This is a genomic window from Pantoea sp. PA1, assembly GCF_056856975.1.
On sequence record NZ_JBXGEE010000001.1, the window covers coordinates 658251 to 683236 of the forward strand.

At 56.1% G+C, this 24986-nt stretch carries 28 protein-coding genes; 12 read left to right on the forward strand and 16 right to left on the reverse strand.

Annotation, left to right across the window (positions count from 1 at the left end):
- The first annotated feature begins 65 nt into the window (after positions 1-65).
- Entirely contained in the window at positions 66-1526 is a 1461-nt protein-coding gene (locus AC1V0D_RS03385; protein ID WP_009090917.1) for a phospholipase D family protein, read from the forward strand.
- A 282-nt stretch (positions 1527-1808) separates the two neighbouring features.
- Here AC1V0D_RS03385 and mdoC read toward each other — a convergent pair whose 3' ends face one another.
- Complete coding sequence (gene mdoC, locus AC1V0D_RS03390) at positions 1809-2939, reverse strand: glucans biosynthesis protein MdoC (RefSeq protein WP_111208047.1); 1131 nt, start codon at positions 2937-2939, stop codon at positions 1809-1811.
- A gap of 268 nt (positions 2940-3207) precedes the next feature.
- On the opposite strand from mdoC, the gene AC1V0D_RS03395 reads away from it, so the two are divergent.
- From AC1V0D_RS03395 to AC1V0D_RS03405, 3 genes are all read left to right on the forward strand, one after another.
- Complete coding sequence (locus AC1V0D_RS03395) at positions 3208-4743, forward strand: glucan biosynthesis protein G (RefSeq protein WP_482907394.1); 1536 nt, start codon at positions 3208-3210, stop codon at positions 4741-4743.
- A complete protein-coding gene (gene mdoH / locus AC1V0D_RS03400; RefSeq protein WP_009090914.1) occupies positions 4736-7288 on the forward strand; it encodes a glucans biosynthesis glucosyltransferase MdoH in 2553 nt (850 codons plus the stop codon). Before AC1V0D_RS03395 ends, mdoH begins: the two co-directional genes overlap by 8 nt.
- Before the next feature lie 129 nt (positions 7289-7417).
- Positions 7418-7657, forward strand: a complete 240-nt coding sequence (locus AC1V0D_RS03405) for a YceK/YidQ family lipoprotein (protein WP_033736571.1) — start codon at positions 7418-7420, stop codon at positions 7655-7657.
- Here the strand turns inward: AC1V0D_RS03405 and AC1V0D_RS03410 are convergent.
- The 3 genes from AC1V0D_RS03410 to AC1V0D_RS03420 form a co-directional block, all read right to left on the reverse strand.
- Positions 7648-8049, reverse strand: a complete 402-nt coding sequence (locus AC1V0D_RS03410; RefSeq protein WP_009090912.1) for a MysB family protein — start codon at positions 8047-8049, stop codon at positions 7648-7650. The two genes, AC1V0D_RS03405 and AC1V0D_RS03410, sit on opposite strands and share 10 nt — an antisense overlap.
- 118 nt (positions 8050-8167) lie before the next feature.
- Positions 8168-8434: a hypothetical protein gene (locus tag AC1V0D_RS03415; RefSeq protein ID WP_009090911.1), complete on the reverse strand. Its 267-nt coding sequence runs from the start codon at positions 8432-8434 to the stop codon at positions 8168-8170.
- Between the two features lie 542 nt (positions 8435-8976).
- Complete coding sequence (locus AC1V0D_RS03420) at positions 8977-9900, reverse strand: Kdo(2)-lipid IV(A) acyltransferase (RefSeq protein WP_009090910.1); 924 nt, start codon at positions 9898-9900, stop codon at positions 8977-8979.
- A gap of 253 nt (positions 9901-10153) precedes the next feature.
- Here AC1V0D_RS03420 and trhO point away from each other — a divergent pair, with 253 nt between their 5' ends.
- Positions 10154-11203, forward strand: a complete 1050-nt coding sequence (trhO, locus tag AC1V0D_RS03425) for an oxygen-dependent tRNA uridine(34) hydroxylase TrhO (protein WP_009090909.1) — start codon at positions 10154-10156, stop codon at positions 11201-11203.
- Between the two features lie 47 nt (positions 11204-11250).
- Here trhO and AC1V0D_RS03430 read toward each other — a convergent pair whose 3' ends face one another.
- The 9 genes from AC1V0D_RS03430 to grxB all read right to left on the reverse strand — a co-directional run bounded on the left by AC1V0D_RS03430 (position 11251) and on the right by grxB (position 17629).
- On the reverse strand, positions 11251-11823 hold the full coding sequence (locus AC1V0D_RS03430; RefSeq protein ID WP_009090908.1) for a YceI family protein: 573 nt from the start codon (positions 11821-11823) through the stop codon (positions 11251-11253).
- Positions 11824-11827: 4 nt separating this feature from the next.
- On the reverse strand, positions 11828-12403 hold the full coding sequence (locus tag AC1V0D_RS03435; RefSeq protein WP_482906966.1) for a cytochrome b: 576 nt from the start codon (positions 12401-12403) through the stop codon (positions 11828-11830).
- 294 nt (positions 12404-12697) lie between these two features.
- On the reverse strand, positions 12698-13810 hold the full coding sequence (solA, locus tag AC1V0D_RS03440; protein ID WP_046101588.1) for an N-methyl-L-tryptophan oxidase: 1113 nt from the start codon (positions 13808-13810) through the stop codon (positions 12698-12700).
- Between the two features lie 93 nt (positions 13811-13903).
- Complete coding sequence (gene bssS / locus AC1V0D_RS03445; protein WP_009090905.1) at positions 13904-14158, reverse strand: biofilm formation regulator BssS; 255 nt, start codon at positions 14156-14158, stop codon at positions 13904-13906.
- A 240-nt stretch (positions 14159-14398) separates the two neighbouring features.
- Positions 14399-14671 (reverse strand): hypothetical protein, encoded by a 273-nt coding sequence (locus AC1V0D_RS03450; protein ID WP_009090903.1) that lies wholly within the window; start codon positions 14669-14671, stop codon positions 14399-14401.
- 145 nt (positions 14672-14816) lie between these two features.
- Complete coding sequence (dinI, locus tag AC1V0D_RS03455; RefSeq protein ID WP_003849907.1) at positions 14817-15062, reverse strand: DNA damage-inducible protein I; 246 nt, start codon at positions 15060-15062, stop codon at positions 14817-14819.
- Positions 15063-15124: 62 nt separating this feature from the next.
- On the reverse strand, positions 15125-16168 hold the full coding sequence (gene pyrC / locus AC1V0D_RS03460) for a dihydroorotase (RefSeq protein ID WP_482906967.1): 1044 nt from the start codon (positions 16166-16168) through the stop codon (positions 15125-15127).
- Between the two features lie 134 nt (positions 16169-16302).
- Complete coding sequence (locus tag AC1V0D_RS03465) at positions 16303-16866, reverse strand: lipoprotein (protein ID WP_482906968.1); 564 nt, start codon at positions 16864-16866, stop codon at positions 16303-16305.
- Between the two features lie 115 nt (positions 16867-16981).
- Positions 16982-17629, reverse strand: a complete 648-nt coding sequence (gene grxB / locus AC1V0D_RS03470; RefSeq protein ID WP_482906969.1) for a glutaredoxin 2 — start codon at positions 17627-17629, stop codon at positions 16982-16984.
- Positions 17630-17924: 295 nt separating this feature from the next.
- Between grxB and rimJ the strand changes: the two genes are divergently transcribed.
- The 4 genes from rimJ (at position 17925) to murJ (ending at position 21751) form a co-directional block, all read left to right on the forward strand.
- Positions 17925-18521 (forward strand): ribosomal protein S5-alanine N-acetyltransferase, encoded by a 597-nt coding sequence (gene rimJ, locus AC1V0D_RS03475; protein WP_482906970.1) that lies wholly within the window; start codon positions 17925-17927, stop codon positions 18519-18521.
- Positions 18522-18531: 10 nt separating this feature from the next.
- On the forward strand, positions 18532-19170 hold the full coding sequence (locus tag AC1V0D_RS03480; RefSeq protein WP_009090893.1) for a YceH family protein: 639 nt from the start codon (positions 18532-18534) through the stop codon (positions 19168-19170).
- A gap of 1 nt (position 19171) precedes the next feature.
- The gene (locus AC1V0D_RS03485; protein ID WP_046101591.1) at positions 19172-20092 is read left to right on the forward strand and encodes a Gfo/Idh/MocA family protein; all 921 of its coding nucleotides are present in this window, start codon (positions 19172-19174) and stop codon (positions 20090-20092) included.
- A 120-nt stretch (positions 20093-20212) separates the two neighbouring features.
- Positions 20213-21751, forward strand: a complete 1539-nt coding sequence (murJ, locus tag AC1V0D_RS03490; RefSeq protein ID WP_009090890.1) for a murein biosynthesis integral membrane protein MurJ — start codon at positions 20213-20215, stop codon at positions 21749-21751.
- A 65-nt stretch (positions 21752-21816) separates the two neighbouring features.
- Here murJ and flgN read toward each other — a convergent pair whose 3' ends face one another.
- The 3 genes from flgN to flgA all read right to left on the reverse strand — a co-directional run bounded on the left by flgN (position 21817) and on the right by flgA (position 23320).
- Complete coding sequence (gene flgN / locus AC1V0D_RS03495) at positions 21817-22248, reverse strand: flagellar export chaperone FlgN (protein ID WP_009090889.1); 432 nt, start codon at positions 22246-22248, stop codon at positions 21817-21819.
- A 5-nt stretch (positions 22249-22253) separates the two neighbouring features.
- The gene (gene flgM, locus AC1V0D_RS03500) at positions 22254-22556 is read right to left on the reverse strand and encodes a flagellar biosynthesis anti-sigma factor FlgM (protein WP_009090886.1); all 303 of its coding nucleotides are present in this window, start codon (positions 22554-22556) and stop codon (positions 22254-22256) included.
- A 104-nt stretch (positions 22557-22660) separates the two neighbouring features.
- A complete protein-coding gene (gene flgA, locus AC1V0D_RS03505) occupies positions 22661-23320 on the reverse strand; it encodes a flagellar basal body P-ring formation chaperone FlgA (protein ID WP_058957505.1) in 660 nt (219 codons plus the stop codon).
- 154 nt (positions 23321-23474) lie between these two features.
- On the opposite strand from flgA, the gene flgB reads away from it, so the two are divergent.
- The 3 genes from flgB to flgD are packed head-to-tail and all read left to right on the forward strand — an operon-like array spanning position 23475 to position 24979.
- Positions 23475-23888, forward strand: coding sequence for a flagellar basal body rod protein FlgB (flgB, locus tag AC1V0D_RS03510; protein WP_009090882.1), 414 nt, complete (start codon positions 23475-23477; stop codon positions 23886-23888).
- Between the two features lie 2 nt (positions 23889-23890).
- On the forward strand, positions 23891-24295 hold the full coding sequence (flgC, locus tag AC1V0D_RS03515; protein WP_009090881.1) for a flagellar basal body rod protein FlgC: 405 nt from the start codon (positions 23891-23893) through the stop codon (positions 24293-24295).
- 12 nt (positions 24296-24307) lie between these two features.
- Positions 24308-24979 (forward strand): flagellar hook assembly protein FlgD, encoded by a 672-nt coding sequence (flgD, locus tag AC1V0D_RS03520; protein ID WP_009090880.1) that lies wholly within the window; start codon positions 24308-24310, stop codon positions 24977-24979.
- Positions 24980-24986 lie beyond the last annotated feature (7 nt).

Below are 24986 nucleotides of genomic sequence, written 5' to 3' on the forward strand. Positions count from 1 at the left end.
GAGGTATAGCCTCAGCGGTGGGACCGGGGAATAATAAAAATAACTGCCATATACAGGGAATTGTCATGACCGAAGCGTTTGAACTCGCCCACTCACCGGAGCCTGCCAGCTGGCTGGAAACAAAGCTGGCCCCTCAGTGTCAGCGCCACCCGGGGCTGAGCGGCATCCATCCCCTCAGCGACGGGCTGGATGCGTTCGCTGCACGCTATCTGCTGATGCAAAAGGCGGCGCGGTCACTCGATATTCAGTACTACATCTGGCAAAACGATCTCTCTGGCCGCCTGCTGTTCAGCGCCATGCTGGAGGCGGCGCGCCGCGGCGTCAAGGTACGACTGCTGCTGGATGATAACAATACGCCTGGCCTGGATGACACCCTTGCTCAGCTCAACCGCCACCCCAATATTGAGGTGCGGCTCTTCAATCCTTTCTCTTTTCGCACCCTGCGCGCACTGGGCTATCTCACTGACTTCGCCCGTCTGAACCGGCGGATGCACAACAAAAGCTTCACCGTGGATGGTGTCACCACCATTGTGGGCGGGCGCAACATTGGCGATGAATATTTTGGCACCGGTAATGAGCCGCTGTTTGCCGATCTCGACGTCATGGCGATTGGGCCGGTGGTCAGCGAGGTGGCCGGGGATTTTGAACGCTACTGGCACAGTAAGCCGGTCGCGCCGCTGCAGCAGGTGCTGGATGATGATGAACCGGACGAGGATAGCGTGAGCCTGCCCGCCGAATGGCGTCACAGTGAGCCGGTGCAGCGCTATCTTCAGCGGCTGGAAAACGCGTCGCTGCTGCAGGAGATGGCGCAGGGCACGCTGGATCTGACCTGGGCAAAAGCACGTCTGCTGAGTGATGACCCGCGCAAGGGGCTGGGTAAAGCGCGCGCGAAAAGCCTGCTGCCGCAGCGTATGCTGGAGGTGATTGGCACGCCACAAGAACAGTTCGATATTATCTCAGCTTACTTTGTGCCGACCCGCGCGGGCGTCGCTCAGCTGCTGGCGCTGAAACGCAAAGGGGTGAAGATCGCCATTCTGACCAATTCGCTGGCGGCCAATGACGTGTCGATTGTTCATGCCGGTTACGCCCGATGGCGTAAAAAACTGCTGCGTCACGGCATTGCGCTTTATGAGCTGAAACCGCAGGCGGCCATGCAGGATGCGCCGCACGATCGGGGGTTAACCGGTAACTCGGGCTCCAGCCTGCACGCAAAAACGTTCTCAGTGGATCAAAAGACGTTGTTTATCGGCTCCTTTAACTTCGATCCGCGCTCAGCGGTGCTGAATACTGAAATGGGGCTGGTGATTGAGAGTGCGGCGCTGGCCGGAGAAACGCACCAGCGCTTCAGTCAGTCGATGCGTGATCGGGCCTGGACACTGCGGCTGGATAAGTGGGGGCGCGTGAACTGGCTGGAGTATCCGGACGAGCCGCAGCAGATTGTGCATAAGCACGAACCGGACTGCTCCTGGTGGCAACGACTGCAGGTGCGGCTGGTGTGGCGACTGCCGATTGAGTGGCTGCTGTAAGCCTGCGCCTGCGTGCGCACCTGCACAGGCACATGCGCAGGCTCATCCCGGAGGCGTTGCTTCATGGCGACCATTACTCCAGGGCGGGACTCTCACAGGCGACTGCCCGACGTAAAGCGATGGGAGGCTGTACCTGTAGCAAAGCATAGCGGGCCAGGGATGGCCCGCGCTGAGCCTGCCAGGGATGGCGGTTTTGCGTCTTTGCGTAAGGCACAGCCTCCCTGAGCCTGCTCACCAGGCGCCCGACGATGAAAGCCGGTGCGCCCTGTCTCACATGCTTCGTCAGACCTCTTTACGCTCAAACTTCCCCGAAAACAGGAACCGCAGCAGTGGAATGCGCAGGTGGATCTCATACAGCAGAAACGCGATGCCAAACACCATCAGTAAGCCGACAAAGAACCCCAGCGTGTTGTTTTCAATCCGTGGCGTGACATAAATGCCATACAGCAGCGTCAGCGGATGGTGCACCAGATAGATAAACAGCGACGCATTAACCAGATACATAATGCGCGGCGAATGCGCATTCAGCAGCTTATGACCAAAGCAGAAGCAGACATTCAGCATGCAGAGCCCCATCAGCGTGGTAATCAGCGCATCCAGCTCATACAGCCAGCCATCGCCACTGCTCAGACGCTGATTGGTGCAGTAGGCGATAAACAGCAGCAGCGCGCCAATCCACATCACCGGATTAAACCGAACAAACAGCGCTTTCAGCGGCGGGTGTTTCCACGCCAGTGCGCCCAGCATAAAGAAGGGCAGGTAGAAGAGCGTCTGCATCACGATGATATTGAACAGACCATCCATCAGCCAGGCGGGCTGGAAGATAAACACCAGACGGCGGAACACACACCAGAGCAGGGCCCAGGCCAGTACACCCACCGTCAGCGTACCCCAGCCGACCCGCGTGTAGTCGATGGCGCGGTGCTGGTCGCGCAGCCAGCGAAACGTCACCATACCCAGCGTAGTCAGCATCACCAGCACCACCAGAAACCACAGGTGTGAAATCAGCTCCCACATCAGGTTATTGAACTTCTGATAGGGGGTGAAGCGGGGCCAGTCGGCCAGTTTATCTGTCCAGGCTTTCAGCATGAAAAATTGCGGCAGCGTAATCAGCGGCACCGCAGTGAGCATGGGGATCCCGACGCGTTCCAGACGCACCTTCAGGAAACGCCGCGGCTGATAGCGCAGGTAGAGCATGTAGGAGAAGTAACCCGAGATAACAAAGAACACCTGCATGCGAAATGCATGAATAAAATCATTCAGCAGCGTCAGCCATAACGAGGCTTCCTGGCTGTTCACTGCCCATTTCTGCGCGGAGTAGATGAGGGAAACGTGAAACGGTACCCCCAGCAACATCAGGTAGGCGCGGATAGAGTCGAGGAAATATTCACGTTCAGGTTTTACAGTACTCATAAAGTTCCAGTTCGTTAGTACGGTTAGCCAGTTTCACCCTGAAACCGGATTATGTCCGGGTAAAATTCTACCTGCCATAAACCGGGTATACTATCAGTGGAATCCGTAGTGTCTAATTGTCCTAAAAGTAGCGTTAAGCCTGACGAAATGCGGGAACAATGTTGCGCATAAGCTGTCGGAAAACCGAATAATCCTTTAAGATAAACGGGTTTGATTTAAGCACACGAAAGGGGGGGATGTGCTGACTAAAGAAAAAAATAAAGCCGGACTGATGAAGGTACGCTGGATTGGTACTGCGGTTCTGCTGGCGTTATATGCCAATAACAGTTGGGCGTTTAACATTGATGATGTTGCCACACAAGCCAAAGCGTTGGCAGGGAAAAGCTTCGAAGCGCCTAAAAGCAATTTACCCTCTCAATTTCGTGAAATGAAATTTGCTGACTATCAGCAGATCCAGTTTAACCACGATAAAGCGTACTGGGGCAAACTGCGCACGCCGTTCAAGCTGGAGTTCTATCACCAGGGGATGTATTTCGATACCCCGGTGCAGATCAACGAAGTGACCGCCAGCGCGGTGCGTGAGATCAAATACAGCCCCGATTATTTCAATTTCGGTAACGTAAAACATGACGCTGACGCCGTTAAAAACCTCGGTTTTGCCGGTTTCAAAGTGCTTTACCCGCTTAATAATAAGGGTAAAAACGATGAGATCGCCAGCTTCCTGGGCGCCAGCTATTTCCGTGTAATCGGTGCCGGTCAGGTCTATGGCCTGTCGGCGCGTGGACTCGCCATCGACACGGCATTGCCGTCCGGTGAAGAGTTCCCGCGTTTCAAAGAGTTCTGGATTGAGCGTCCGAAACCTCAGGACAAACAGCTGGTGATCTATGCGCTGCTCGATTCGCCTCGTGCGACGGGTGCGTATCGCTTCGTGCTGCGTCCGGGTGAAGCCTCTACCGTGGATGTGCAGTCCAAAGTTTACCTGCGTGACAACGTCGGCAAACTGGGTATTGCTCCGCTGACCAGTATGTTCCTGTTTGGCCAGAACCAGCCATCGACAGTGAATAACTTCCGTCCGGCACTGCATGACTCTGACGGCCTCTCTATCCACAATGGCAACGGAGAGTGGATCTGGCGTCCGCTGAACAACCCGCGCCATCTGGCGGTGAGCACCTACACTATCGAGAATCCGAAAGGCTTCGGTCTGCTGCAGCGCGGGCGTGACTTCAGCAACTATCAGGATCTGGATGACCGCTATGACCTGCGCCCAAGCGGCTGGGTGGAGCCATTAGGCGACTGGGGTAAAGGCCGGGTTGAACTGGTTGAGATCCCGACGGCCGATGAAACCAACGATAACATCGTTGCGTTCTGGACGCCGGAGACGCTGCCAGAGCCTGGCAAAGAGATGAACTTCAAATATCGCCTGCACTTCTCGCGCGACGAGAAGCAGCTGCACTCGGATGACATTGCCTGGGTCAAAAACACCCTGCGCTCAGCGGGTGACGTGAAGCAGTCAAACCTGGTGCGTCAGCCGGATGGCACCGTGGCTTTCACCATCGACTTCGTGGGTAAAGACATGAGTAAGATGGCGGAAAACAGTCAGGTGACCCCGCAGTTCAGCGTCGGTAAAAACGCTGAAGTGGTTGAGCAGAGCGTACGTTATAACCCGGTCACTAAAGGCTGGCGTCTGGTGTTGCGTCTGCGTGTGAAAGATGCCAAGCAGTCCACCGAAATGCGTGCGGCGCTGGTTAGCGGCGACAAGACATTGACGGAAACCTGGAGCTATCAGTTACCTGCCAATGAATAAATCGACTTTTACACCTCAACGTTATGTGGAATCTCTGCCGCTGGATGCGGCAGGGAAGTCTCGCCTGAGCGTCTCATTGCAGAATGCCAGTGCGTTCCACTTCATTCATGATGTGCTGGGCAGGGATGTCGCAGCCAGTGACCGTCCCGACGATGCGCCGTTAAAATCGGTCTCATCGCGGGTGGAAATGGCCTGGCCCGATGCACTGGCGGGCGGTCAGCAGCTAGGTAAAGATTACCTCGACCGCACCACGCTGAAGGCGATGCCCAAAGTCAAACGTTCACTGATGTTCCCGGAAGCGTGGCGCACCAACCCGGTTGCCCGCGCCTGGGACTCTCTGCGTGGACGCAAATCTGTGCCGCGCTACGCCAGTGCGGAAGAGCAGCGAGCCGAAGAGAAGTGGCGTCATGTCGGTTCGATTCGTCGCTACATTCTGCTGATCCTGACGATTTTCCAGACCGTGGTCGCCACCTGGTACATGAAGAGCATTCTGCCCTATCAGGGCTGGACGCTGCTGGACCCGATGGAGATGATCAACCAGAACTGGCAGCAGTCAGTGATGCAGATCCTGCCGTATGTGCTGCAGACCGGCATCCTGTTCCTGTTTGCCATTCTGTTCTGCTGGGTGTCAGCCGGTTTCTGGACCGCCCTGATGGGCTTCCTGCAGCTGCTGATCGGGCGCGATAAATACAGCATCTCCTACTCCACGGTCGGGGATGAGCCGCTGAATCCGGCGCATCGCACCGCGCTGATTATGCCGATCTGTAATGAAGACGTAGAGCGTGTTTACGCCGGTCTGCGTGCGACCTGGGAGTCAGTGGTTCGCACCGGTAACGCAGAGCACTTTGACGTCTACATCCTCAGTGACAGCTACGATGCGGATATCGCCGTTGCCGAACAGAAAGCCTGGATGGAACTGGTCCGTGACGTCGGCGGGGCAGGCAAGATCTTCTATCGCCGTCGCCGTCGTCGTGTGAAGCGTAAAAGCGGGAACATCGATGACTTCTGTCGTCGCTGGGGCAGCAACTACAGCTACATGGTCGTGCTGGATGCCGATAGCGTCATGAGTGGCGAGTGCCTGACCGGCCTGGTGCGTATGATGGAGGCTAACCCGAACGCCGGGATCATCCAGTCGTCGCCGAAAGCCTCAGGAATGGATACGCTCTATGCGCGCTGTCAGCAGTTTGCGACCCGCGTCTATGGTCCGCTGTTTACCGCCGGTCTGCACTTCTGGCAGCTGGGCGAGTCGCACTACTGGGGGCATAACGCCATTATCCGCGTGAAACCCTTTATCGAGCACTGTGCGCTGGCGCCACTACCGGGCGAGGGGTCGTTTGCGGGCTCGATCATGTCGCATGACTTCGTCGAGGCGGCACTGATGCGTCGTGCCGGCTGGGGCGTCTGGATCGCCTATGACCTGCCGGGCTCTTATGAAGAACTGCCGCCGAACCTGCTGGATGAGCTGAAGCGTGACCGCCGCTGGTGCCACGGTAACCTGATGAACTTCCGTCTGTTCCTGGTAAAAGGGATGCACCCGGTTCACCGCGCGGTGTTCCTGACCGGCGTGATGTCCTACCTGTCAGCTCCGCTGTGGTTCCTGTTCCTGGCGCTTTCCACGGCCCTGCAGGTCGTGCATACGCTTATGGAGCCGACCTACTTCCTGCAGCCGCGACAGCTCTTCCCGGTCTGGCCGCAGTGGCGTCCGGAGCTGGCGATAGCGCTGTTCTCGACCACGATGGTGCTTCTGTTCCTGCCGAAGCTGCTGAGCGTGGTGCTGATCTGGTTTAAAGGGGCGAAGCCTTACGGTGGCGCACTGCGCGTGCTGTTGTCACTGGTGCTGGAAACGCTGTTCTCGGTGCTGCTGGCCCCGGTGCGCATGCTGTTCCACACCGTGTTTGTGGTCAGCGCCTTCCTTGGCTGGGAAGTCGTCTGGAACTCCCCGCAGCGTGATGACGATGCGACGCCATGGGGCGAGGCGTTCAAACGTCACGGTTCACAGATGGCACTGGGTCTGGTGTGGGCAATTGGTATGGGACTGCTGGATCTCAACTTCCTGTGGTGGCTGGCACCGATCGTCTTCTCCCTGATCCTGTCACCGTTTGTGTCGGTGATGTCGAGCCGCGCAACGCTGGGCCTGAAGAGCAAGCGCGCGAAGCTGTTCCTGATCCCGGAAGAGTCTTCACCGCCGCAGGAGCTGGTGGACACCGACCGCTATCTGCAGCTTAACCGCGAACGTGTACTGGAGAACGGCTTTATGCACGCGCTGTTCCATCCGGCGTTTAACGCGCTGGCGACAGCGCTGGCGACTTCACGTCACCGGCAGAGTCAGCTACTCGACTACGCCCGTGACCGTCGTGTCGATCAGGCGCTGAGCGATGCACCGGAAAAACTCAGCCGCGACCAGCGTCTGCAGCTGATCAGCGATCCGGTGGTGCTGGCCCGCGTCCATACCCGACTGTGGGAAAATGCGGAGAAGTATCACCAATGGGTAGAGAGTTATCAGAAACTGACGCTCAACCCTAACGCGCTGGCAAAAAACGCGTAATCTGAAAAAGCGGCAGCGATGCCGCTTTTTTTATGGGATGAAAACAGGGCGGGGATGATAATTTACTCGCAGGCCGTCACCGCATGCCGCGCGTGACACTCTCTGGGGCAGGTAAAGGCGGGTTTTGTGGTGAAACGAGTTTTAAAGGCAGGTGTTATCGCTCTCGCGGTGCTCTGCTTAAGCGGATGCGGCAGTATTATCAGCCGAACCGTGCCCGGACAGGGACACGGTAATCAGTACTATCCAGGCGTACAGTGGGATGTACGCGACAGCGGATGGCGGGTGCTGACCATCCTTGATCTGCCCCTGTCGCTGGTGCTGGACACCCTGCTGTTGCCAGTGGATGCCAGCCATGGTCCTTACGAATAACCGCGATCGGAGTCGCTGTTATCATCTTCCCACTCCTGAGCCGCGGCTTCACCCTCTTCGGTGTCCAGCGGCGGCTCCAGCTGGAACTCGCCGTCGTCCCACTCGTGCAGGGTGTTTTCCGCTAACCACTCCTGACGCAGTTCCACTTCGTCAAAATCAGCGTCAAAAATAGCCTGAGCAGCTTCACCGGTGCGGTAAGGAAGGCATTCGCCTGCGTCACCTTCGTCGACCAGGAACTCAGCCTGCCACATGATATCGCCATCCTGCATCACATACTTTTGCAGGCCGAACTGGCTGACCGACGCCTCTTCTTCATCCACTTCAGGGTTGTTTGCGAGAAACTCCTCACGTGCAGCATCAATCGCTTCCTCTAAGGTACTGTACATGCTCATCGATCTTCTCCTTACCGGGTTCACTTGATTTCAGTGAAGAATAGACGAAATTTGCCGGAGGGAAAGGGCGGGGGCGTGTGACTGGCGGGAAATAAACCACTTCCCGCCAGCAGCGGGATTAACGCATTTTTTGCGGGAAGTGCAGAACCGGCTGTACCGACTCATGAATAACCGGTGCCGCGTAGCGAATACAGCATTTGATGCAGGGTTTAACTTTCTTAAAATTGATTCTGGCGATGGATAAGGCCTGGCTGAGATTATACAGGGTGCCGATAAAAATCATCTGCTCCTTGCCGGGCATCCGTCTGCATCCCTGACGATGAAGAAAATGGTAGTTCTCCTGATCGGTCGTAATGGTGACGTAATAGTAGAGACCTTTACTCATATTAGGGATCCCCTGAGGTTCGCTGTGTGAAATCGTTTTTTTATAATTGAGCTGAAGTCGTTAAAAGCCTGAATGTCACTGCTGAAATTACCGTTAAGTCGGAACAGGTTCAAATGCAATAACGGCATATCGGGCTGTTAAATTTTTGTAAAAATGAATATGTCGGCGGCTTGTATGACAATGCCTTGTTAATTAAGTTAATTTTAGTGGATTGATAAGCGACCAGAAAGCATTAAGCCTGGCTAAATAGGAATAGGCCTGGTGATAAAAATAATTAGCGCCAGCGGAAATTAAAGCAGGATAATTAAAATCTGATGAATGTCTGCCAGAATATGCAGCAGGCGGCTCTTTGTGGTTTTAATAAATAAGCCGGGCTGATTGAATGCGGTGGAAATCAGCGTCTCCTGCGAGCGTATCTGATAATAGCTGGATCGTTAAACCGGGAAGCCGCAATATCGGGCAGCCGCGCGATTGATTTATCGGGGCAGAGCATTGCAGCAGAAGAGGCGCTAAACGGCCGTGAGACCGTTTAGCGTGACAGATTAATAGCGGGAGGGTTCGCCTTGCGGACGGGTTTTAAAGCGGCGATGCAGCCACATATATTGCTCAGGTGCCAGCAGCACACCCTCTTCAACCACTTTGTTCATCCTGGCCGCGGTAACTTCATCGTTTTCCAGCGTAAATTCGCTGCGGATGTCGGGCAGGATCATCAGTTCATAGCCCCGGCCACCAGGCAGACGACGCGGCACAAACGGAATGACTGCGGGGTTGCCTGCGCGGATCAGCAGATGGGTCCCCACCGTCGTTGCCGCCTTTTCCACGCCAAAGAAGGGCACAAAGACGCTGCTGCGCGGGCCATAGTCGTGGTCAGGGGCATACCAGATAATGTCCCCCTGCTTCAGGGCGCGGATCATTCCTTTAAGATCCTTACGGTCGAGCATGCTTTTGTTTGACCGCATGCGACCTTTGACCTGCAGCCAGTCAATCAGCTTGTTGTCATTGGGGCGATAGACGCCAATGCCAGGATTGTGGATGCCAAACATGCGCGCGCCGATCTCCAGCGTCAGAAAGTGCATGCCGATGAGCAGCACACCGCGCTGGTTGTCGCGCGCGGCCTGAATATGCTCCAGACCGGACGGCTTGTGCCACTTGTTAATACGCCAGTCCGGCCAGAACCACGCCATGCCGGTTTCAATCAGGCCCATGCCGACGGATTCGAAATTATGTTTCACCATCGCCTCGCGCTCATTGACCGGCATCTCCGGAAAACTTAATTCCAGATTACGGCGGGCGATGCTGACGCGACGATTCATAAAGCGCATGGCGATACGGCCAATATTGCAGCCGAGCACATAGAGAAGGGGATAAGGAAGGAGCACCAAAAGATAAAGAAAAGCGATACCCAGCCAGGTCAGCCAATAGCGCGGGTGAAGCAGTTCTCGTGAAAACTGAGGCAACTGAGTCATGTGAAGGTTAATTTTCCTGCGTCATGCACCCTGCGGTGCTGATATCTCATTGATTTACACTATTGTGCCAGTTTTTAACGTTCGCTTAAATATCGCTGATGGAACCGCGCCTCAATGAGCGGGGAGAAAGCCGCCGCAAGTGCCGGAAAAAACAGCAACTGATGATGGGTCCTGACGCAACGCTTTGCATACACCTGAAATCAGGTATCATGTGCCCGCTAATTTTCTCCTATTGATAACAGGAAAGAACACCATGCCAGTGTTACATAACCTCGTTTCCAATAAAGAGCTGAAGGCGCGCATGCTGGCTGAAACTGAGCCGCGCACCACTGTCTCTTTTTATAAGTATTTCCAGATTGCCGATCCTAAAGCCTTCCGCGATGCGCTCTATGTTGGCCTGACCGCCCTCAAGGTGTTCGGTCGCGTCTATGTTGCCCATGAAGGCATCAACGCGCAGATCAGCGTGCCCGCCAGCCAGTATGAAAAGATGAAGGCCTGGCTGTATGCGTTCGATCCCGCGCTGAACAACCTGCGTATGAACGTTGCTCTGGATGATGATGGAAAGTCGTTCTGGGTACTGCGCCTGAAAGTGCGCGATCGCATCGTGGCGGACGGTATTGAGGACAGCAGCTTCGACGCAAGCAATGTCGGTCACTACCTGAAAGCGGCGGAAGTCAACGCCATGCTGGACGATCCGGACGCGCTGTTTGTCGATATGCGAAACCACTACGAATATGAAGTGGGCCGTTTTGACAACGCGCTGGAAGTGCCGGCAGACACCTTCCGTGACCAGCTGCCGATGGCCGTGGATATGCTCAGGGAACAGAAAGATAAAAAGATCGTCATGTACTGCACCGGCGGCATCCGCTGTGAAAAGGCCAGTGCCTGGATGCGGCATAACGGTTTTGAAGATGTCTACCATATCGAAGGTGGCATCATCGAGTACGCCCGCCGCGCCCGTGAACAGGGCTTGCCGGTCAGATTCAAAGGCAAAAACTTTGTCTTTGATGAGCGGATGGGGGAGCGGATTTCTGACGATGTGCTGGCAAACTGCCATCAGTGCGGTGAGCCCTGCGATACCCACGTCAACTGCGTGAATGACGGCTGTCATCTGCTGTTTATTCAGTGCAAGAGCTGCGCCGAGAAGTTTGAGAACTGCTGCAGTCCGATCTGTCAGGAAGAGGCGAAGCTCTCTCCGGAAGAGCAGCGCGCCCGTCGTGCCGGACGAGAGAATGGCAATAAAATCTTTAACAAGTCGCGTGGCCTGTTAAACATGACCATTCCCGCGCCGAAGAAGTCATAAAGCGGTAAACGTGGCCGCCTGAACACTGATTCAGGCGGCCTGCGGCTTTACTGACGCACACCTTCCACGGAGATCATCAGCTGAACCTTCTGCGAGGCTGGCCCCAGATCTTTCGTTATATTGAAATCTTTCAGCGCAATTTCACCTTCCGCTTCAAAGCCAGCACGATAACCGCCCCACGGATCTTTGCCTTCACCCAGCTTCTTCGCCTCCAGCGTCACCGGCTTAGTGACGCCGTTCAGCGTCAGATCGCCGGTAATCTCTAATTCATCGCCCTCTTTCTTCACCGACGTGGATTTAAAAGTCGCCTGCGGATTTTTACTGCTGTTCAGGAAATCCGCGCTGCGCAGATGTTTGTCACGTTCGGCATGGTTGGTATCCACGCTGCTGGTATTAATCGTCACCTCGACTTTATCGGCGGCAGGGTTCTTCTCATCAAAGGTGAAGCGGCCATCGAAATCCTTAAAGGTTCCGTAGAGCCAGCTGTAACCCAGATGCTGGATGCGAAACTGAATAAAGGCGTGCTGCCCCTCTTTATCAATTTTGTAGTCAGCGGCACTGGCACTCAGGGAACCGAGCAGCAGGCTGGCCGCGGTCATCGTCAGCAGACTTTTCTTCAACATATTATCTGTCCTTTTCAGAGGGTAAGGGGAGGCGTAAACCTGACATTCGTTTTAAGGTGTTATCGCGATCGATAACATGGTGTTTTATCGCAGCCAGACCGTGCAGGATCGACAGGATCACCACACTCCAGGCCAGCCAGAGGTGAATATCGCCTGCGAGGTCGGCCTGCTCGCCTGCACCGCTGAACAGGGCAGGCAGCGTAAACCAGCTGAACACGGCGATGGGTTTACCGTCGGCGGTGGAGATGAGATAGCCGCTGATCAGAATGGCCAGCAGCAGGGTATAAAGTAACAGGTGTGCCACGACAGAACTGATGCGCACCAGAGGGGAATGGCTGCTCAGCGGCCTGGGCGGCGGCGAAATAACGCGCCACACCAGGCGGATAATCAGCGTCAGTAACAGCAGCACGCCAATACTTTTATGAATTTCCGGGGCGTCGTGATACCAGCTGTCGTAATAGCCCAGACCGACCATCCATAATCCCAGCGCAAACATGCCATAAATGGCCAGCGCCATCGACCAGTGCAGCAGCACAGCAACCCGGTCAAACTGATGCGGTGTATTACGTAATAACATAATCTGAGTGTCACATAGAAATAATATGAAATAAGCATCCACATTATGAAATATAAAAGCAATCGCCCTTACGATTCTATATACTTAAAAAAATCATCGGAAAAGGTTGAATAAAAAGGCAGGGAAATGGGCAATATTACTGAATAATAATTTTGATGAGGGGAAAACGGTCAACCTCATTCCGTGCAAATGAACAATCGGGGCGAAATAAGGGCGAATTTTTGTCAGGGAAATTCAGCTTGCGTCAATTTTTGTCAGCAGGATGGCACCCTGTGATGCCATCCGTTTGCAGAGTCAGAAACGCGAAAGGCGGAACGGAGAGAGATCAAAGGAAAAAGGTTTCTGCTGCGCAAATTCCGCGGCCAGTTCGCCCAGCACGCTGGCAAATTTAAAGCCGTGTCCGCTGAGTCCGGTTATCAGCAGGCGATTGGGTTCGCCCGGCAGCGTATCAATAATAAAATCTTCATCCGGGCTGAAGTCGTAGCTGCACGCTTCACCATGCAGACAGACACCGACGCCCGGTAAGAACTGGCGCAGGAAGCCAAAAGCTTCACTGCCATCTGCCGCCACCGCACCGAAGGGTTTACGATCTTCAGGCTGCTGCATCGGCTGTCCGCCATCGTGACGACCCACTTTCAGTGCGTTATTGTCGGCCGGGAAGCCATAGAACTGGCTGCCGTCACGCATCTCGACGGTAAAGCCCGGGAACCTGTTGTTCTCGCTGTAGCGACCATCAGCCTGATACCAGGCAAACACCTTACGGGTAGGGGCAACCGGCAGATTCGGGATGAGTTTTCCGACCCAGGTACCGGCGCTGACCACCATTTTACGGCCGCGATAGACACCATCCAGCGTCGTAACCTGCTGAAGATCGCCATCCCGTCCCAGTTCTGAGACCGGGCAGTTGAACAGCTGGGCACAGCCTGCCTGTTCCGCCAGCTGAACCCAGCTGCGCACCGCCTGTTCACATTTCAGGAAGCCCGACTGCGGCTCAAATACGCCCAGATAGCCCTCAGGTACGTTAATCTGTGGCCAGCGCTGACGCACTTCCCCGGGCTGCATCACCTCAATGTTAAGCTGCCAGCGGCTTGCGCTGTCGATAACGTTGCGGATAAAAGGGGAGTCGTGAGGGGCGAGGTTAAGTACGCCGCTGCGATGCATAATGCGCTCACCGGCTCGCTGTTCCAGTTCATCCCACAGCGTCTGCGCCCGCAGCACCAGCGGCACATAACGTTCACCTTCGCCGTAGGCGTGACGAATCAGACGGCTCTCGCCATGATGCGTGCCCTGATTGTGAGGAGGGTGGGCGCTGTCGATCATTAATACCGAGAGGCCTGCCTGGGTGGCATAGTAGCCAGCCGCCGCACCTACTGAGCCGCTGCCAACGACGATAAGATCATAAATCATGGTAACTACGCTCTAAGAGTCAGATAATCAACAGCATACCGAAACAGAAACGAAAAAGGCACCCCTGAGGGTGCCCCTTTGATGTGGCTGAAACTAATGCTTACTGAGGAGTCGTTCCATCTGCTCGGCGGATTCAATCTTGGCGATGCCTGCTTCGAGGATCGAGATGAACTGCCTTGCCACATCCGTTGTCAGCCAGTAGGTGGGGCCAACATCCGCTTCTTCTTCTTTTTGATCCTGCGACGACAGCGAGTGCAGGCGGATCATCATGGCGTCATAGCTATCAACGGTACTGATATCCCAGCCCACCAGCGGGTGAGTCTGAATAACGTCTTTTCTTCTGTCCATTATAACCTCCTTATTACTCGTTAAACGAAGTGCATGATGAGGTTCAATGCGGCTTTTTTATTCCGATAGCGAAACAATTATAACAGTAAACCCGGGTGTCACTGTTTAAAAAATGCCGTGAGTCAGCTTCTCACAGAATATTCGCTTTTAACAGGCAGGAGTCAAAAAATAAAATGCCTGGCAGGCAGGCATTTTTTCTACGATTCAGTGGGCAGGCGAAAAGCGGGGCAGGCCGCCGGTTCAGAGCGCCGGGCTGTCTGGCACGATGCCGCCGACGCGTTTCTGCAGGGACTCTGCCAGACGGGCAAAATGTTGCTGAAGCTGTTCATCATGGTTTTGATTCTGGGCTTCCAGCGACAGATTGTGCACCAGCAGCTGGCTGGCACGATCGTCAAGACAGAAAATCAGACTGGAAAAGGCATTTTCCAGCACCGTTAAACGACGCTGCTGATCACCAATCAGTGCTAACAACTCACCAAAGGTCATCGCCTCTTCCGGTTTATCAGTAGTCATGGTGTCGCACCTCCTGTTATGCGTGACGAGCGCAAGGATAGGGCATTGATCAGTAAGAGTCTAGATGCAGGAAGAGGGAAGTGCGAGAGGGGAGAAAAGATAAAAAAACCGGGTGGCGACACCCGGAAAAAAAGCACAGTGGCGGTTAATCAGTAATGAACCAGTCGTCAGCACTCTCCCACGTCTGTTGCAGGATTTCGCTGATCTGGTCGCGCGTCTCTTTTCCACCGCCCAGCACGCTGAGATTGTTGGCACTGGCATAACGTACCTTGACGTGATTGGTCGAGTCAGGGAACTGTTCGTCAATGCGGCGCGACAGTTCATCGCTTAACGCCTCTATCGCGCCAGCAGGAAGAGGTCGGGTATTTGATACGGTAATTTCAACACGCATAGCAGCCTCCGGATAAGATACTGTATATATTTACAGTATCCATCCACCGGAGGCAAGCAAAATTATGCAACGCGCCAGTTGAGCGTTTCACCCGCGAGGAAAGGAATCAGAGCGTCACTGCCCAGTGAGATGGACGCCGGCACCTGCCAGGGCTCACGCACCAGGGTAATTGTGCCTTCATTCAGCGGCAGGCCATAGAAACGCGGGCCGTTTTCAGAACAGAACGCTTCGAAATGCTCCAGCGCATTCAGCTCTTCAAACACGGTCGCGTAGGCCGCCAGCGAGGTCGGCGCATTAAATACGCCCGCGCAGCCACAGGCAGACTCTTTAAGATGCTGCAGATGCGGAGCGGTGTCGGTGCCGAGGAAGAAACGCGGATGACCACTGGCCACGACCCTGCGCAGCGCGTCCTGATGCACATTGCGCTTAAGAATCGGCAGGCAGTAAAGATGCGGGCGAATCCCGCCCACCAGCATGTGGTTGCGGTTAAACATCAGGTGCTGCGGCGTAATGGTCGCGCCCAGCGTCTCATCGGCAGCAGCGACATAATCCGCGGCATCCTGGGTGGTGATGTGCTCCATCACCACTTTCAGCCCCGGAAACTGACTGCGCAGCGGCACCATCACCGTCTCAATGAAGCGGGCTTCGCGATCAAAAATGTCGATATGGGCATCGGTGACTTCGCCATGAACCAGCAGCGGCATACCCAGCTGCTGCATCCGCTCCAGCACGCGGGCGATGGAGGCGATATTGGTGACGCCGTGGCTGGAGTTAGTGGTGGCATGAGCCGGATAGAGCTTGGCGGCGGTAAACAGACCGGATGTGAAGCCACGCTCAAGCTCATCCGGATCCAGTGAGTCAGTGAGATAACAGGTCATCAGCGGCGTAAAGGCGTGATCGGCGGGCAGCGCGGCCAGGATGCGGTCACGGTACGCTTCTCCTGCCGCCACGCTGGTCACCGGCGGCACCAGGTTAGGCATCACGATGGCACGACCATTAACCGCGCTGGTATAGGGCAGGACCGTTTTAAGCATCTCATCGTCACGCAGATGAATGTGCCAGTCGTCAGGGCGACGCAGGGTAAGTTGCTGAGGTTGTGCTGTCATCAGTGAAGCTCCGGCATAAAGGAAACAGAAGGCATGTTTTGGCCGGGGTCTAAGCATAAGGATTCAGGCAACCGTTTGCACCTGCTTTTTCTGCTGACAGCAAAAATCCGCGCCGGATGGCGCGGCAATCGGGATTACTGCGTGAAGGGGATAACCAGTTCGCCCGGTCTGACTTCCAGTCCTTTGGCAAATTTTTTCGCCAGTGACTCACCTTTACTGCGGTCAGCGCTGAGACGGTACGCCGGGTTTTGATCGAAATAGCTCTTCAGCGACTGATTCAGATAAGGCGTCAGGGTTTTCATGATGGCGGCCATTTTCTCCGGCGCCACCTGTGCGTCGGTTATCTCCAGATCGCGCAGAAAGATCGCCCCCTGCTGTGGGTCATAGACGGGCTGTGCGCGCATCGTCAGCTGCATGTCAGCCTGCTGCGGGCCGAACAGAGAGGTGACGTTAATCTTTGCTTTGCCGGAGAGCGACACTTTGCCGGGTTCTGCGCGGCCGATCTGGCTGGTGAGATTATTCAGGACAATATGCGCATTGACCAGACCGGACACGCCAATGTCTTTCTCGTAGTTGTTATGCTTTTGCAGCGCCTGATTCACTTCCTGTTCGCTGATAGTGTACTGCGTCAGTTTATTGCAGCCGCTCACCAGCAGCACAAACATCAGGGCAGTCAGCCCGAAAAATACCTTTTTCATCGTTCTATATCCTGGATAACAAAGTCAGTTAACAGGATATAGCCTGCCTGAATGCGTGAGAGGTGTCATCAGAAAAGGGATGAGAAACACCGCGGCGTCTCTCATCCGGGCGGGATTACTGCGCAATAGAAGAGAGCAGATTGACCTGGGTCTGTTTGGCCATATTGTCGCGATAGTCAGCGACCCGTGCTGGCCAGTCGATGCCCGGAACCAGCGTCAGGGAGCGCAGCAGCGGGAAGAGACTGAAATCATCCTCCGACAGCTCGCCGTTAACCGCATTAGGCTGGACAATTAGGCCGTCCAGTTTGCGCAGATTGCCGCTGACTTTTTTAATCAGTCCGGCCGAATGCGTTTTCAGCTCCTCGAAATCACCGATGCTGGCCTGCTTTTTCGCGCGGAAATAGTCACGTGCCGCCGGGGTGGCAAACTCCGCAAAAGGGGCCTCGGCAATGCGCGGCAGCAGCAGCTTATTCACGTAGCTGTTCATGTGACGCAGCCAGTCGCCAATGGCCGGATTGAGCGCACCGGTAATCAGCGGTTTGCCATCCTGCTGGTCGACATAGTGCACAATCTCCATGCTTTCCGGCATCGCGCTGCCATCCTTTTTCTGCAGGACAGGCGCCATTTTCTGGCCAATCAGTCGCTGAGGCGTCTCTTCATCGTCATTGAGCATGACCACCAGCTCAACCGGCAAATTCTTCAGACCAAAAATCATGCGCGCTTTCACACAGAAGGGGCAGTGGTCGTAGATATAGAGCTTCATCCTGATCTCCCTCGTTTACAGGTTAATGTTTAACAGAGTGAATCATTTCATCCTGTTCCGGGCGCCTGAAAAGTATGGAAGAGATTCCCCCTCCCGGCAAACCAGCCCGACAGATGGCCGGGCTGAACGGGCGTTGATGACGCCTGAGCAGGGGCGTCTGCGCGGTGATAACACAACAAAATCAACCTCTTTACGGCAAAAAATCCGTAATGTTTTACCGCAGCCCAGGCGGCGGTTATAGTGAAAGCCAGATAATGACGGCTTTCACTCTCAGCCATTGATTTCAGGAGTCAGGATGTTTGGCTATCGTTCTGCCGCGCCCAGGGTGCGCTTAACCACCGATCGGCTGGTGGTCCGTCTGGTTCACGAACGTGATGCCTGGCGAATGGCAGATTACTACGCGGAAAACCGCCTGTTTTTAAAACCGTGGGAGCCGGTGCGCGATGACAGTCACTGCTATCCCTCCGGCTGGCAGGCGCGGCTGGGGCTGATCGCCGACATGCATAAGCAGGGCTCGGCCTTCTATTTTATTCTGATGGACAGCGAAGAAACCGAAGTGCGCGGCGTAGCTAACTTCAGCAACGTACTGCGCGGTTCCTTTCACGCCTGTTATCTCGGCTATTCGCTGGGCGAAAAGTGGCAGGGACAGGGGCTGATGTTTGAAGCGTTACAGTCTGCTATCCGCTACATGCAGCGTCAGCAGCATATTCACCGCATCATGGCGAACTACATGCCGCATAACCAGCGCAGCGGCGACCTGCTGGCGCGCCTCGGTTTTGAGAAAGAGGGATATGCGAAAGACTATCTGCTGATTGACGGACGCTGGCAGGATCACGTGCTGACAGCGCTAACCCAGCGGGAATGGACGCCTGACCGGCGTGGACAACAATGAGGACGCAAGCATGAAGATGGCTTTATCGGCGCAGGCGCTGCGCGTGCTGGGCTGCCTGCTGGAGAAGCAGGTCACCACGCCGGAACAGTATCCGCTGTCACTGAATGGGGTCGTGGTGGCCTGTAACCAGAAATCAAACCGCGAGCCGGTGATGGAGCTGAGTGAAAGCGCGGTACAGGATGAACTCGATCAGTTGGTGAAGCGGCATCTGGTTACCGCCAGCAGCGCGTCCGGTCAGCGGGTCGTGAAATATGAGCAGCGTTTCTGTAACTCCGCCTTTGGCACGCTGAAGCTGAACAGCGCCGAAGTTGCCGTGCTGACGTTACTGATGCTGCGCGGTCCGCAGACGCCAGGCGAACTGCGCACCCGCAGCGGCCGTCTTCATGAGTTCAGTGACGTCAGCGAAACAGAACAGACGCTGGAAGGCCTGATGCAGCGTGACGACAGCGCCCGGGTGATCCGCCTGGCGCGCGAGCCGGGCAAGCGCGAAAGCCGCTTTATGCATCTGCTGGCCGGGGAGAGCGACACGCCACTGGCCGCCGATGAGCCGGAAGAGCAGGGCGATCTGGCAAGGCGTGTGGCCACCCTGGAACAGCAGGTCGCCCGGCTTCAGGCTCAGCTCACTCAACTGCTGCAGCCGGAGCATTAAGATGACTTTACGTATTGGTGTGGTGGGACTCGGCGGTATCGCACAGAAAGCCTGGCTGCCGGTGTTGTCGGCGGCGACGGACTGGACGCTGGTGGGGGCATTTTCGCCGAATCAGGCCAAAGCCCGGCCACTCTGCGACAGTTACCGTATGGACTGTTTCAGTTCCCTGAATGCGCTGGCCGCGGCCTGCGATGCCGTTTTTGTCCACAGCAGCACTGCCACGCACTATGAGGTGGTGAAGGCGCTGCTGCTGGCCGGAAAAGATGTCTGCGTCGATAAGCCGCTGGCGGAAACTCTGGATCAGGCTGAGGCGCTGGTGGCGCTGGCGGAGAAACAGCAGCGTAAGCTGATGGTCGCCTTTAATCGCCGCTTCGCCCCGCGCTATCAGCAGCTGCGGGCGGAGATGGGACACGTCGCTTCCCTGCGGATTGAAAAGCACCGCAGCGACAGCGTCGGGCCTCAGGATCTCCGCTTTACCCTGCTTGATGACTACCTGCACGTCGTCGACACCGCACTCTGGCTCGGCGGCAAGCCTGTTCAGCATGTTCAGGGGCGCATTGACACCAACGAACAGGGACAGATGCTCTACGCTGAGCACCACTTCGCCCTGGAGGGCCTGTCAATCACCACCAGCATGCATCGGCGCGCAGGCAGTCAGCGTGAGCGGGTCAGTGCGACAGGCGACGGTAAATGTATCGACATCAGTGAGATGCGCGACTGGCAGGAAGAGCGGCACGATGGCGTGCTGATCGCTCCGCCTGCCGCCTGGCAGAGCCATCTGACCCAGCGCGGGTTCAGCGGGGCCGCACGCCATTTTATCGACTGCGTGCAGAATCAGATGACGCCTGAAACCAGCGGTGAACAGGCGCTGATGGCGCAGCGTGTGGTGGAAAACCTCTGGCGTAGTGCCATTCTGGAATAACGCCTTGTAACACTCCGTGCTGGTCATTTCCCTCCGTGGCAGTAGACTGTCGCCGGGCATCTTTCAGGTGCCCGCGCGACTTCTCCTTTTTACTGATTTTTTCAGGATGCGCCGTCAATTATGAATCTTTTGAAATCGCTGGCAGCGGTCAGTTCCATGACCCTGTTTTCCCGCGTTCTGGGCTTTGCCCGTGATGCCATCGTGGCGCGGGTGTTTGGCGCCGGAATGGCGACCGATGCGTTTTTTGTTGCGTTTAAACTGCCGAATCTGCTGAGGCGTATTTTTGCCGAAGGCGCGTTTTCCCAGGCATTTGTACCCATTCTCGCGGAATATAAAAGCAAGCAGGGTGAGGAGGCGACACGTCTGTTCCTCTCCTATGTCTCAGGCCTGCTGACACTGGCGCTGGCGCTGGTGACCTTCGCGGGGATGCTCGCTGCGCCCTGGGTGATCATGATTACCGCACCGGGCTTCAGCGACCATGCGGATAAATTTGCCCTGACCAGTTCCCTGCTGCGGGTGACCTTTCCCTACATTATGCTGATCTCGCTGGCGTCGCTGGCGGGTGCGGTGCTGAACACCTGGAACCGCTTCTCGGTGCCAGCTTTTGCGCCGACCCTGCTGAACGTCAGCATGATCAGCTTCGCCCTGTTCGCCGCGCCGCATTTCCATCCGCCGGTGATGGCGCTCGCCTGGGCGGTCGTTGTGGGCGGGGTGCTGCAGCTCGGCTATCAGCTGCCACACCTGAAGAAGCTGGGAATGCTGGTGCTGCCACGCATCAATCTGCGTGACGCAGGCGTCTGGCGCGTGATGCGTCAGATGGGGCCGGCGATCCTGGGCGTTTCGGTCAGTCAGATCTCGCTGATCATCAATACCATCTTCGCCTCGTTCCTGGTGTCGGGTTCTGTCTCCTGGATGTACTACGCCGATCGCCTGATGGAGTTCCCCTCCGGCGTACTGGGCGTGGCGCTGGGTACCATTCTGCTGCCGTCGCTGGCCAAAAGTTTTTCCAGCGGCAATCACGATGAGTATTCCCGGCTGATGGACTGGGGACTACGCCTCTGCTTCCTGCTGGCGCTGCCCTGCGCTGTGGCGCTGGGGATGCTCTCCGGCCCGCTCACCGTGGCGCTGTTCCAGTATGGCAAATTCACGGCCTTTGATGCGCTGATGACGCAGCGTGCGCTGATCGCCTACTCTGTAGGCCTGATGGGCCTGATTGTGGTTAAGGTGCTGGCACCCGGCTTCTATTCACGGCAGGACATCAAAACCCCGGTTAAAATCGCGATTATCACGCTGATCATGACGCAGGTGATGAACCTGGCCTTCATCGGCCCGCTGAAACATGCCGGTCTCTCTCTGTCGATTGGGCTGGCGGCCTGTCTGAATGCCTCGCTGCTCTACTGGCAGCTGCGCAAGAAGCAGATATTTATGCCTCAGCCGGGCTGGAGCAGCTTTCTGGTGCGTCTGCTGATCGCCGTGGCGGTGATGGCCGGGGCGCTGTTTGCCATGCTGCAATGGATGCCCGCCTGGGAGCAGGGCTCGATGCTGTGGCGACTGCTGCGTCTGGCGCTGGTCTGTGCAGTGGGTGGGGGAAGTTACTTCCTGGCGCTGGCGCTGCTGGGATTTCGGCTGCGCGACTATGCGCGCCGAACCGCTGCCTGACGCGGTTCCTCTTCTGCCATAAAAAAATCCCGCATCAGGCGGGATTTTTTTTGCTACTTTTCTGCTCAGGCTTTACGGCTTAACGTGGCCTGGCCTTTACCCATCCCATCCGGGCCATAAAACGCCTGGGTCTGATGCGGCTTCAGCACCTCCAGGGCATCCTGGGTGTAGCGAATCTGATGCTGCAGCAGCATGCCGTTATGCACATTGGCATCCTGCAGACGACGGCTATGCTGCTGGATGACGTCCCAGCGGCGTGCCATGTCGTTCTGACCACGATAAGGTGCCGACACGGACTGACTCTTTTCAGCGGTGCGTCGCATCTCATCCAGATAGTTCAGCGTGCTGAGCAGCGCGCTTTTATCTTCAGTGATGCGCTGCAGCAGGTTGCTGTTAATGTTGCCGCTTGCCAGCTGCTGCTGCTCTTCTTCCAGCACCGCAGAAAGCGATGCCAGCACGTCCTGCATCTTATCTAATGTGGTCTGCAAATTACTCATGGTAACTAATTACCCTCTAAATACGCCTTAGTATCGGCAATCAGCGCATCGGCGATTTTGCCGGTATCCATCTTCAGTTCGCCATTACGAATGGCGGTTTTCAGTTGTTCAACGCGCTCGACGTTGATGTCTTTGCTGCTCGGCTGCATCAGCTGAGACTGCGCGCTGCTCAGATTGACCTGAGCGGCCGCCGCCGGCGCTGCCGCCGGGCTGGCACTCTGACGCACTTTGCTGCTGCCTGGCTCGCTGGTATCGCGGCTCTGTACGGTGCTGGCGGGTTTCAGAGGTTGCGTTCTGTCAATGCTCATATTCGGGCTCCTGTACGGTCAGGGGAAGTCTGCCACCTGAATCATAATAGCGTTATCGCTTTGTTGATTCTTCTATCGGCAGCATGATGGGCTTCTTTAACACTTTACAGCGTTATAAGAATATTCCCATCCTCGCGCACCTTACCGCTGACAATCTGACCATTCCCCATCCTGACGCGAACCCACTGTGAACGGGTGGCGTTGTTCAGCGCCTTGCCCTCACCACTGGCGTCAAAGCCGTCGCCGCTGGCTATCACCATCACACTCTGACCCGCCTTAACCCGCCACGGCTGACGCAGCATGGCGGGGTTGATTGGCTGTCCCGGTGGGATGTCACGCAGGACGACCGCATCGGCCACCGAGTCGCTGTTCAGCAGGGCGCGTGCGGGCAGGGTATCCAGACGCCCCGTCTGCAGCGTGAAGTCGCTTTCGCTGACGCTGCTGCCCCGGCTCAGCAGCCGGTTCGCCACCAGATAGCTCCCGGTCACCTGGACCTGGACCTGAAGATAACGGCGGTTTTCACCGCAGTTGGCCGCCACGCTCATGTTGCCCCATAACCGGCTGTTGCCGGGCAGGGTGAACTGGGGCGCCTCACAGGTGGGCCACTGCGCCTGCGGCGTGCGAATCACCACCGTCATGCCCTGAGCATGCTGGGCGTCACGCGCTTTAAAAAACTGGTTCAGTTGTGCATTGAGATCTCCCGCAGAAGCCGGCAGGGCGATCGCGACCAGCAGGCTGGTCAGCAGGGTCAGATATCGACGCATGGTGCAATTCCTCACTGATGATGGCAACGAGTGTAACCGTTAAGAAAAATCCTCAATTGTCAAAATAGCGGTCATTTGAGGCCTTATTCAGACGATGACCCCTTGCTTTTTCAAATTAAGCTGCCAGCTCGAAATTCTCATACGCGGAGGAAACATGCTCGACAAACTGGATGCGGCGCTGAAATTTGGTACGGAGGCCCTCAACCTGCGTGCTCAACGTCAGGAGATCCTGGCGTCAAATATTGCCAACGCCGATACCCCTGGTTATCAGGCCCGGGATATCGACTTTGCCAGCGAGCTGAGTCGGGTGATGTCCAATGGCCGTGCGGAAGGCAGCAGCATGGCGTTGAAGGTCACTTCAGCTCGCCACATTGAAGCACAGACAAACGGCGTACCCTCGATGGACATGCTTTATCGCATTCCCGATCAGCCTTCTGCCGACGGCAACACCGTAGATATGGACCGTGAGCGTACGCAGTTCGCGGATAACAGCCTGAAATATCAAACCGACCTCACCCTCATCAGCAGCCAGATCAAAGGCATGATGAGCGTGTTACAAGGGCAATAATTATGGCCTTGCTGAATATTTTTGACATTGCCGGTTCAGCGATGACCGCGCAATCACAGCGATTAAACGTCAGTGCCAGTAACCTGGCGAACGCCGACAGCGTCACCGGTCCCGATGGCAAGCCTTACGTGGCAAAGCAGGTGGTCTTCCAGACCGATGCGGCGCCGGGCTCAGCAACCGGCGGGGTGAAAGTCGCCCGGGTTGTCGAAGATCCGACGCCAGCGAAACTGGTTTACGACCCGGGCAACCCGATGGCCGATGCCAAAGGCTACGTGAAGATGCCGAACGTGGATGTGGTCTCCGAAAGCGTCAACACCATGTCGGCGTCACGCAGCTACCAGGCCAACGTGGAAGTGCTGAACACCGTGAAGTCGATGATGATGAAAACCCTGACGATTGGGCAATAACGGAGAAAAACCATGGCTATCGCGGTAGGCGTTAATGAAAAACTGGATCCGTCGGTTCTCAGCTCCTCCAGCACCGGCACCGGCAACAATGCGCAGGATCTGCAGAATCAGTTCCTGACCATGCTGGTTACCCAGTTACAGAACCAGGATCCCACCAATCCGATGGATAACAGCCAGCTCACCACCCAGCTGGCACAGATCAATACCCTGAGCGGGATTGAAAAACTGAACACCACGCTGGGATCGATCTCCGGCCAGATCAGCACCAGCCAGTCGCTGCAGAGCTCCACGCTGATTGGGCATGGCGTGATGGTCAACGGCAGCCAGATTCTGGTCGGCAACGGCACCACAACGCCTTTTGGTGTTGAGCTCGGCTCCGCCTCGACCGGCGCCACTGCCACCATTAAAGATGCCAGTGGCGCGGTAATTGACACCGTCGATCTGGGCGCGCTGAGCGCTGGCGTGCACACCTTCTCGTGGGACGGCAAGCTGACGGATGGTTCAGTGGCCCCGGATGGTAAATACAGCGTTGCGATTGCTGCAAGCAATGGCAACACACAACTGGTGGCACAACCGCTGAACTACGCCTACGTCAATGGGGTGAGTACCGCGAACGACACCACCAAACTGGATCTCGGCACCATGGGCTCCGCCACCCTTGACGACGTACGTCAGATTCTCTGATTAACCT

Bases quoted from the DNA above. Each gene is read 5' to 3' on its own strand.
- AC1V0D_RS03385 (WP_009090917.1), top strand. From the start codon at position 66: ATGACCGAAGCGTTTGAACTCGCCCACTCACCGGAGCCTGCCAGCTGG.
- mdoC (WP_111208047.1), bottom strand. From the start codon at position 2,939: ATGAGTACTGTAAAACCTGAACGTGAATATTTCCTCGACTCTATCCGC.
- mdoH (WP_009090914.1), top strand. From the start codon at position 4,736: ATGAATAAATCGACTTTTACACCTCAACGTTATGTGGAATCTCTGCCG.
- AC1V0D_RS03410 (WP_009090912.1), bottom strand. From the start codon at position 8,049: ATGAGCATGTACAGTACCTTAGAGGAAGCGATTGATGCTGCACGTGAG.
- AC1V0D_RS03415 (WP_009090911.1), bottom strand. From the start codon at position 8,434: ATGAGTAAAGGTCTCTACTATTACGTCACCATTACGACCGATCAGGAG.
- AC1V0D_RS03420 (WP_009090910.1), bottom strand. From the start codon at position 9,900: ATGACTCAGTTGCCTCAGTTTTCACGAGAACTGCTTCACCCGCGCTAT.
- trhO (WP_009090909.1), top strand. From the start codon at position 10,154: ATGCCAGTGTTACATAACCTCGTTTCCAATAAAGAGCTGAAGGCGCGC.
- AC1V0D_RS03435 (WP_482906966.1), bottom strand. From the start codon at position 12,403: ATGTTATTACGTAATACACCGCATCAGTTTGACCGGGTTGCTGTGCTG.
- solA (WP_046101588.1), bottom strand. From the start codon at position 13,810: ATGATTTATGATCTTATCGTCGTTGGCAGCGGCTCAGTAGGTGCGGCG.
- bssS (WP_009090905.1), bottom strand. From the start codon at position 14,158: ATGGACAGAAGAAAAGACGTTATTCAGACTCACCCGCTGGTGGGCTGG.
- AC1V0D_RS03450 (WP_009090903.1), bottom strand. From the start codon at position 14,671: ATGACTACTGATAAACCGGAAGAGGCGATGACCTTTGGTGAGTTGTTA.
- dinI (WP_003849907.1), bottom strand. From the start codon at position 15,062: ATGCGTGTTGAAATTACCGTATCAAATACCCGACCTCTTCCTGCTGGC.
- pyrC (WP_482906967.1), bottom strand. From the start codon at position 16,168: ATGACAGCACAACCTCAGCAACTTACCCTGCGTCGCCCTGACGACTGG.
- AC1V0D_RS03465 (WP_482906968.1), bottom strand. From the start codon at position 16,866: ATGAAAAAGGTATTTTTCGGGCTGACTGCCCTGATGTTTGTGCTGCTG.
- grxB (WP_482906969.1), bottom strand. From the start codon at position 17,629: ATGAAGCTCTATATCTACGACCACTGCCCCTTCTGTGTGAAAGCGCGC.
- rimJ (WP_482906970.1), top strand. From the start codon at position 17,925: ATGTTTGGCTATCGTTCTGCCGCGCCCAGGGTGCGCTTAACCACCGAT.
- AC1V0D_RS03480 (WP_009090893.1), top strand. From the start codon at position 18,532: ATGAAGATGGCTTTATCGGCGCAGGCGCTGCGCGTGCTGGGCTGCCTG.
- AC1V0D_RS03485 (WP_046101591.1), top strand. From the start codon at position 19,172: ATGACTTTACGTATTGGTGTGGTGGGACTCGGCGGTATCGCACAGAAA.
- murJ (WP_009090890.1), top strand. From the start codon at position 20,213: ATGAATCTTTTGAAATCGCTGGCAGCGGTCAGTTCCATGACCCTGTTT.
- flgN (WP_009090889.1), bottom strand. From the start codon at position 22,248: ATGAGTAATTTGCAGACCACATTAGATAAGATGCAGGACGTGCTGGCA.
- flgM (WP_009090886.1), bottom strand. From the start codon at position 22,556: ATGAGCATTGACAGAACGCAACCTCTGAAACCCGCCAGCACCGTACAG.
- flgA (WP_058957505.1), bottom strand. From the start codon at position 23,320: ATGCGTCGATATCTGACCCTGCTGACCAGCCTGCTGGTCGCGATCGCC.
- flgB (WP_009090882.1), top strand. From the start codon at position 23,475: ATGCTCGACAAACTGGATGCGGCGCTGAAATTTGGTACGGAGGCCCTC.
- flgC (WP_009090881.1), top strand. From the start codon at position 23,891: ATGGCCTTGCTGAATATTTTTGACATTGCCGGTTCAGCGATGACCGCG.
- flgD (WP_009090880.1), top strand. From the start codon at position 24,308: ATGGCTATCGCGGTAGGCGTTAATGAAAAACTGGATCCGTCGGTTCTC.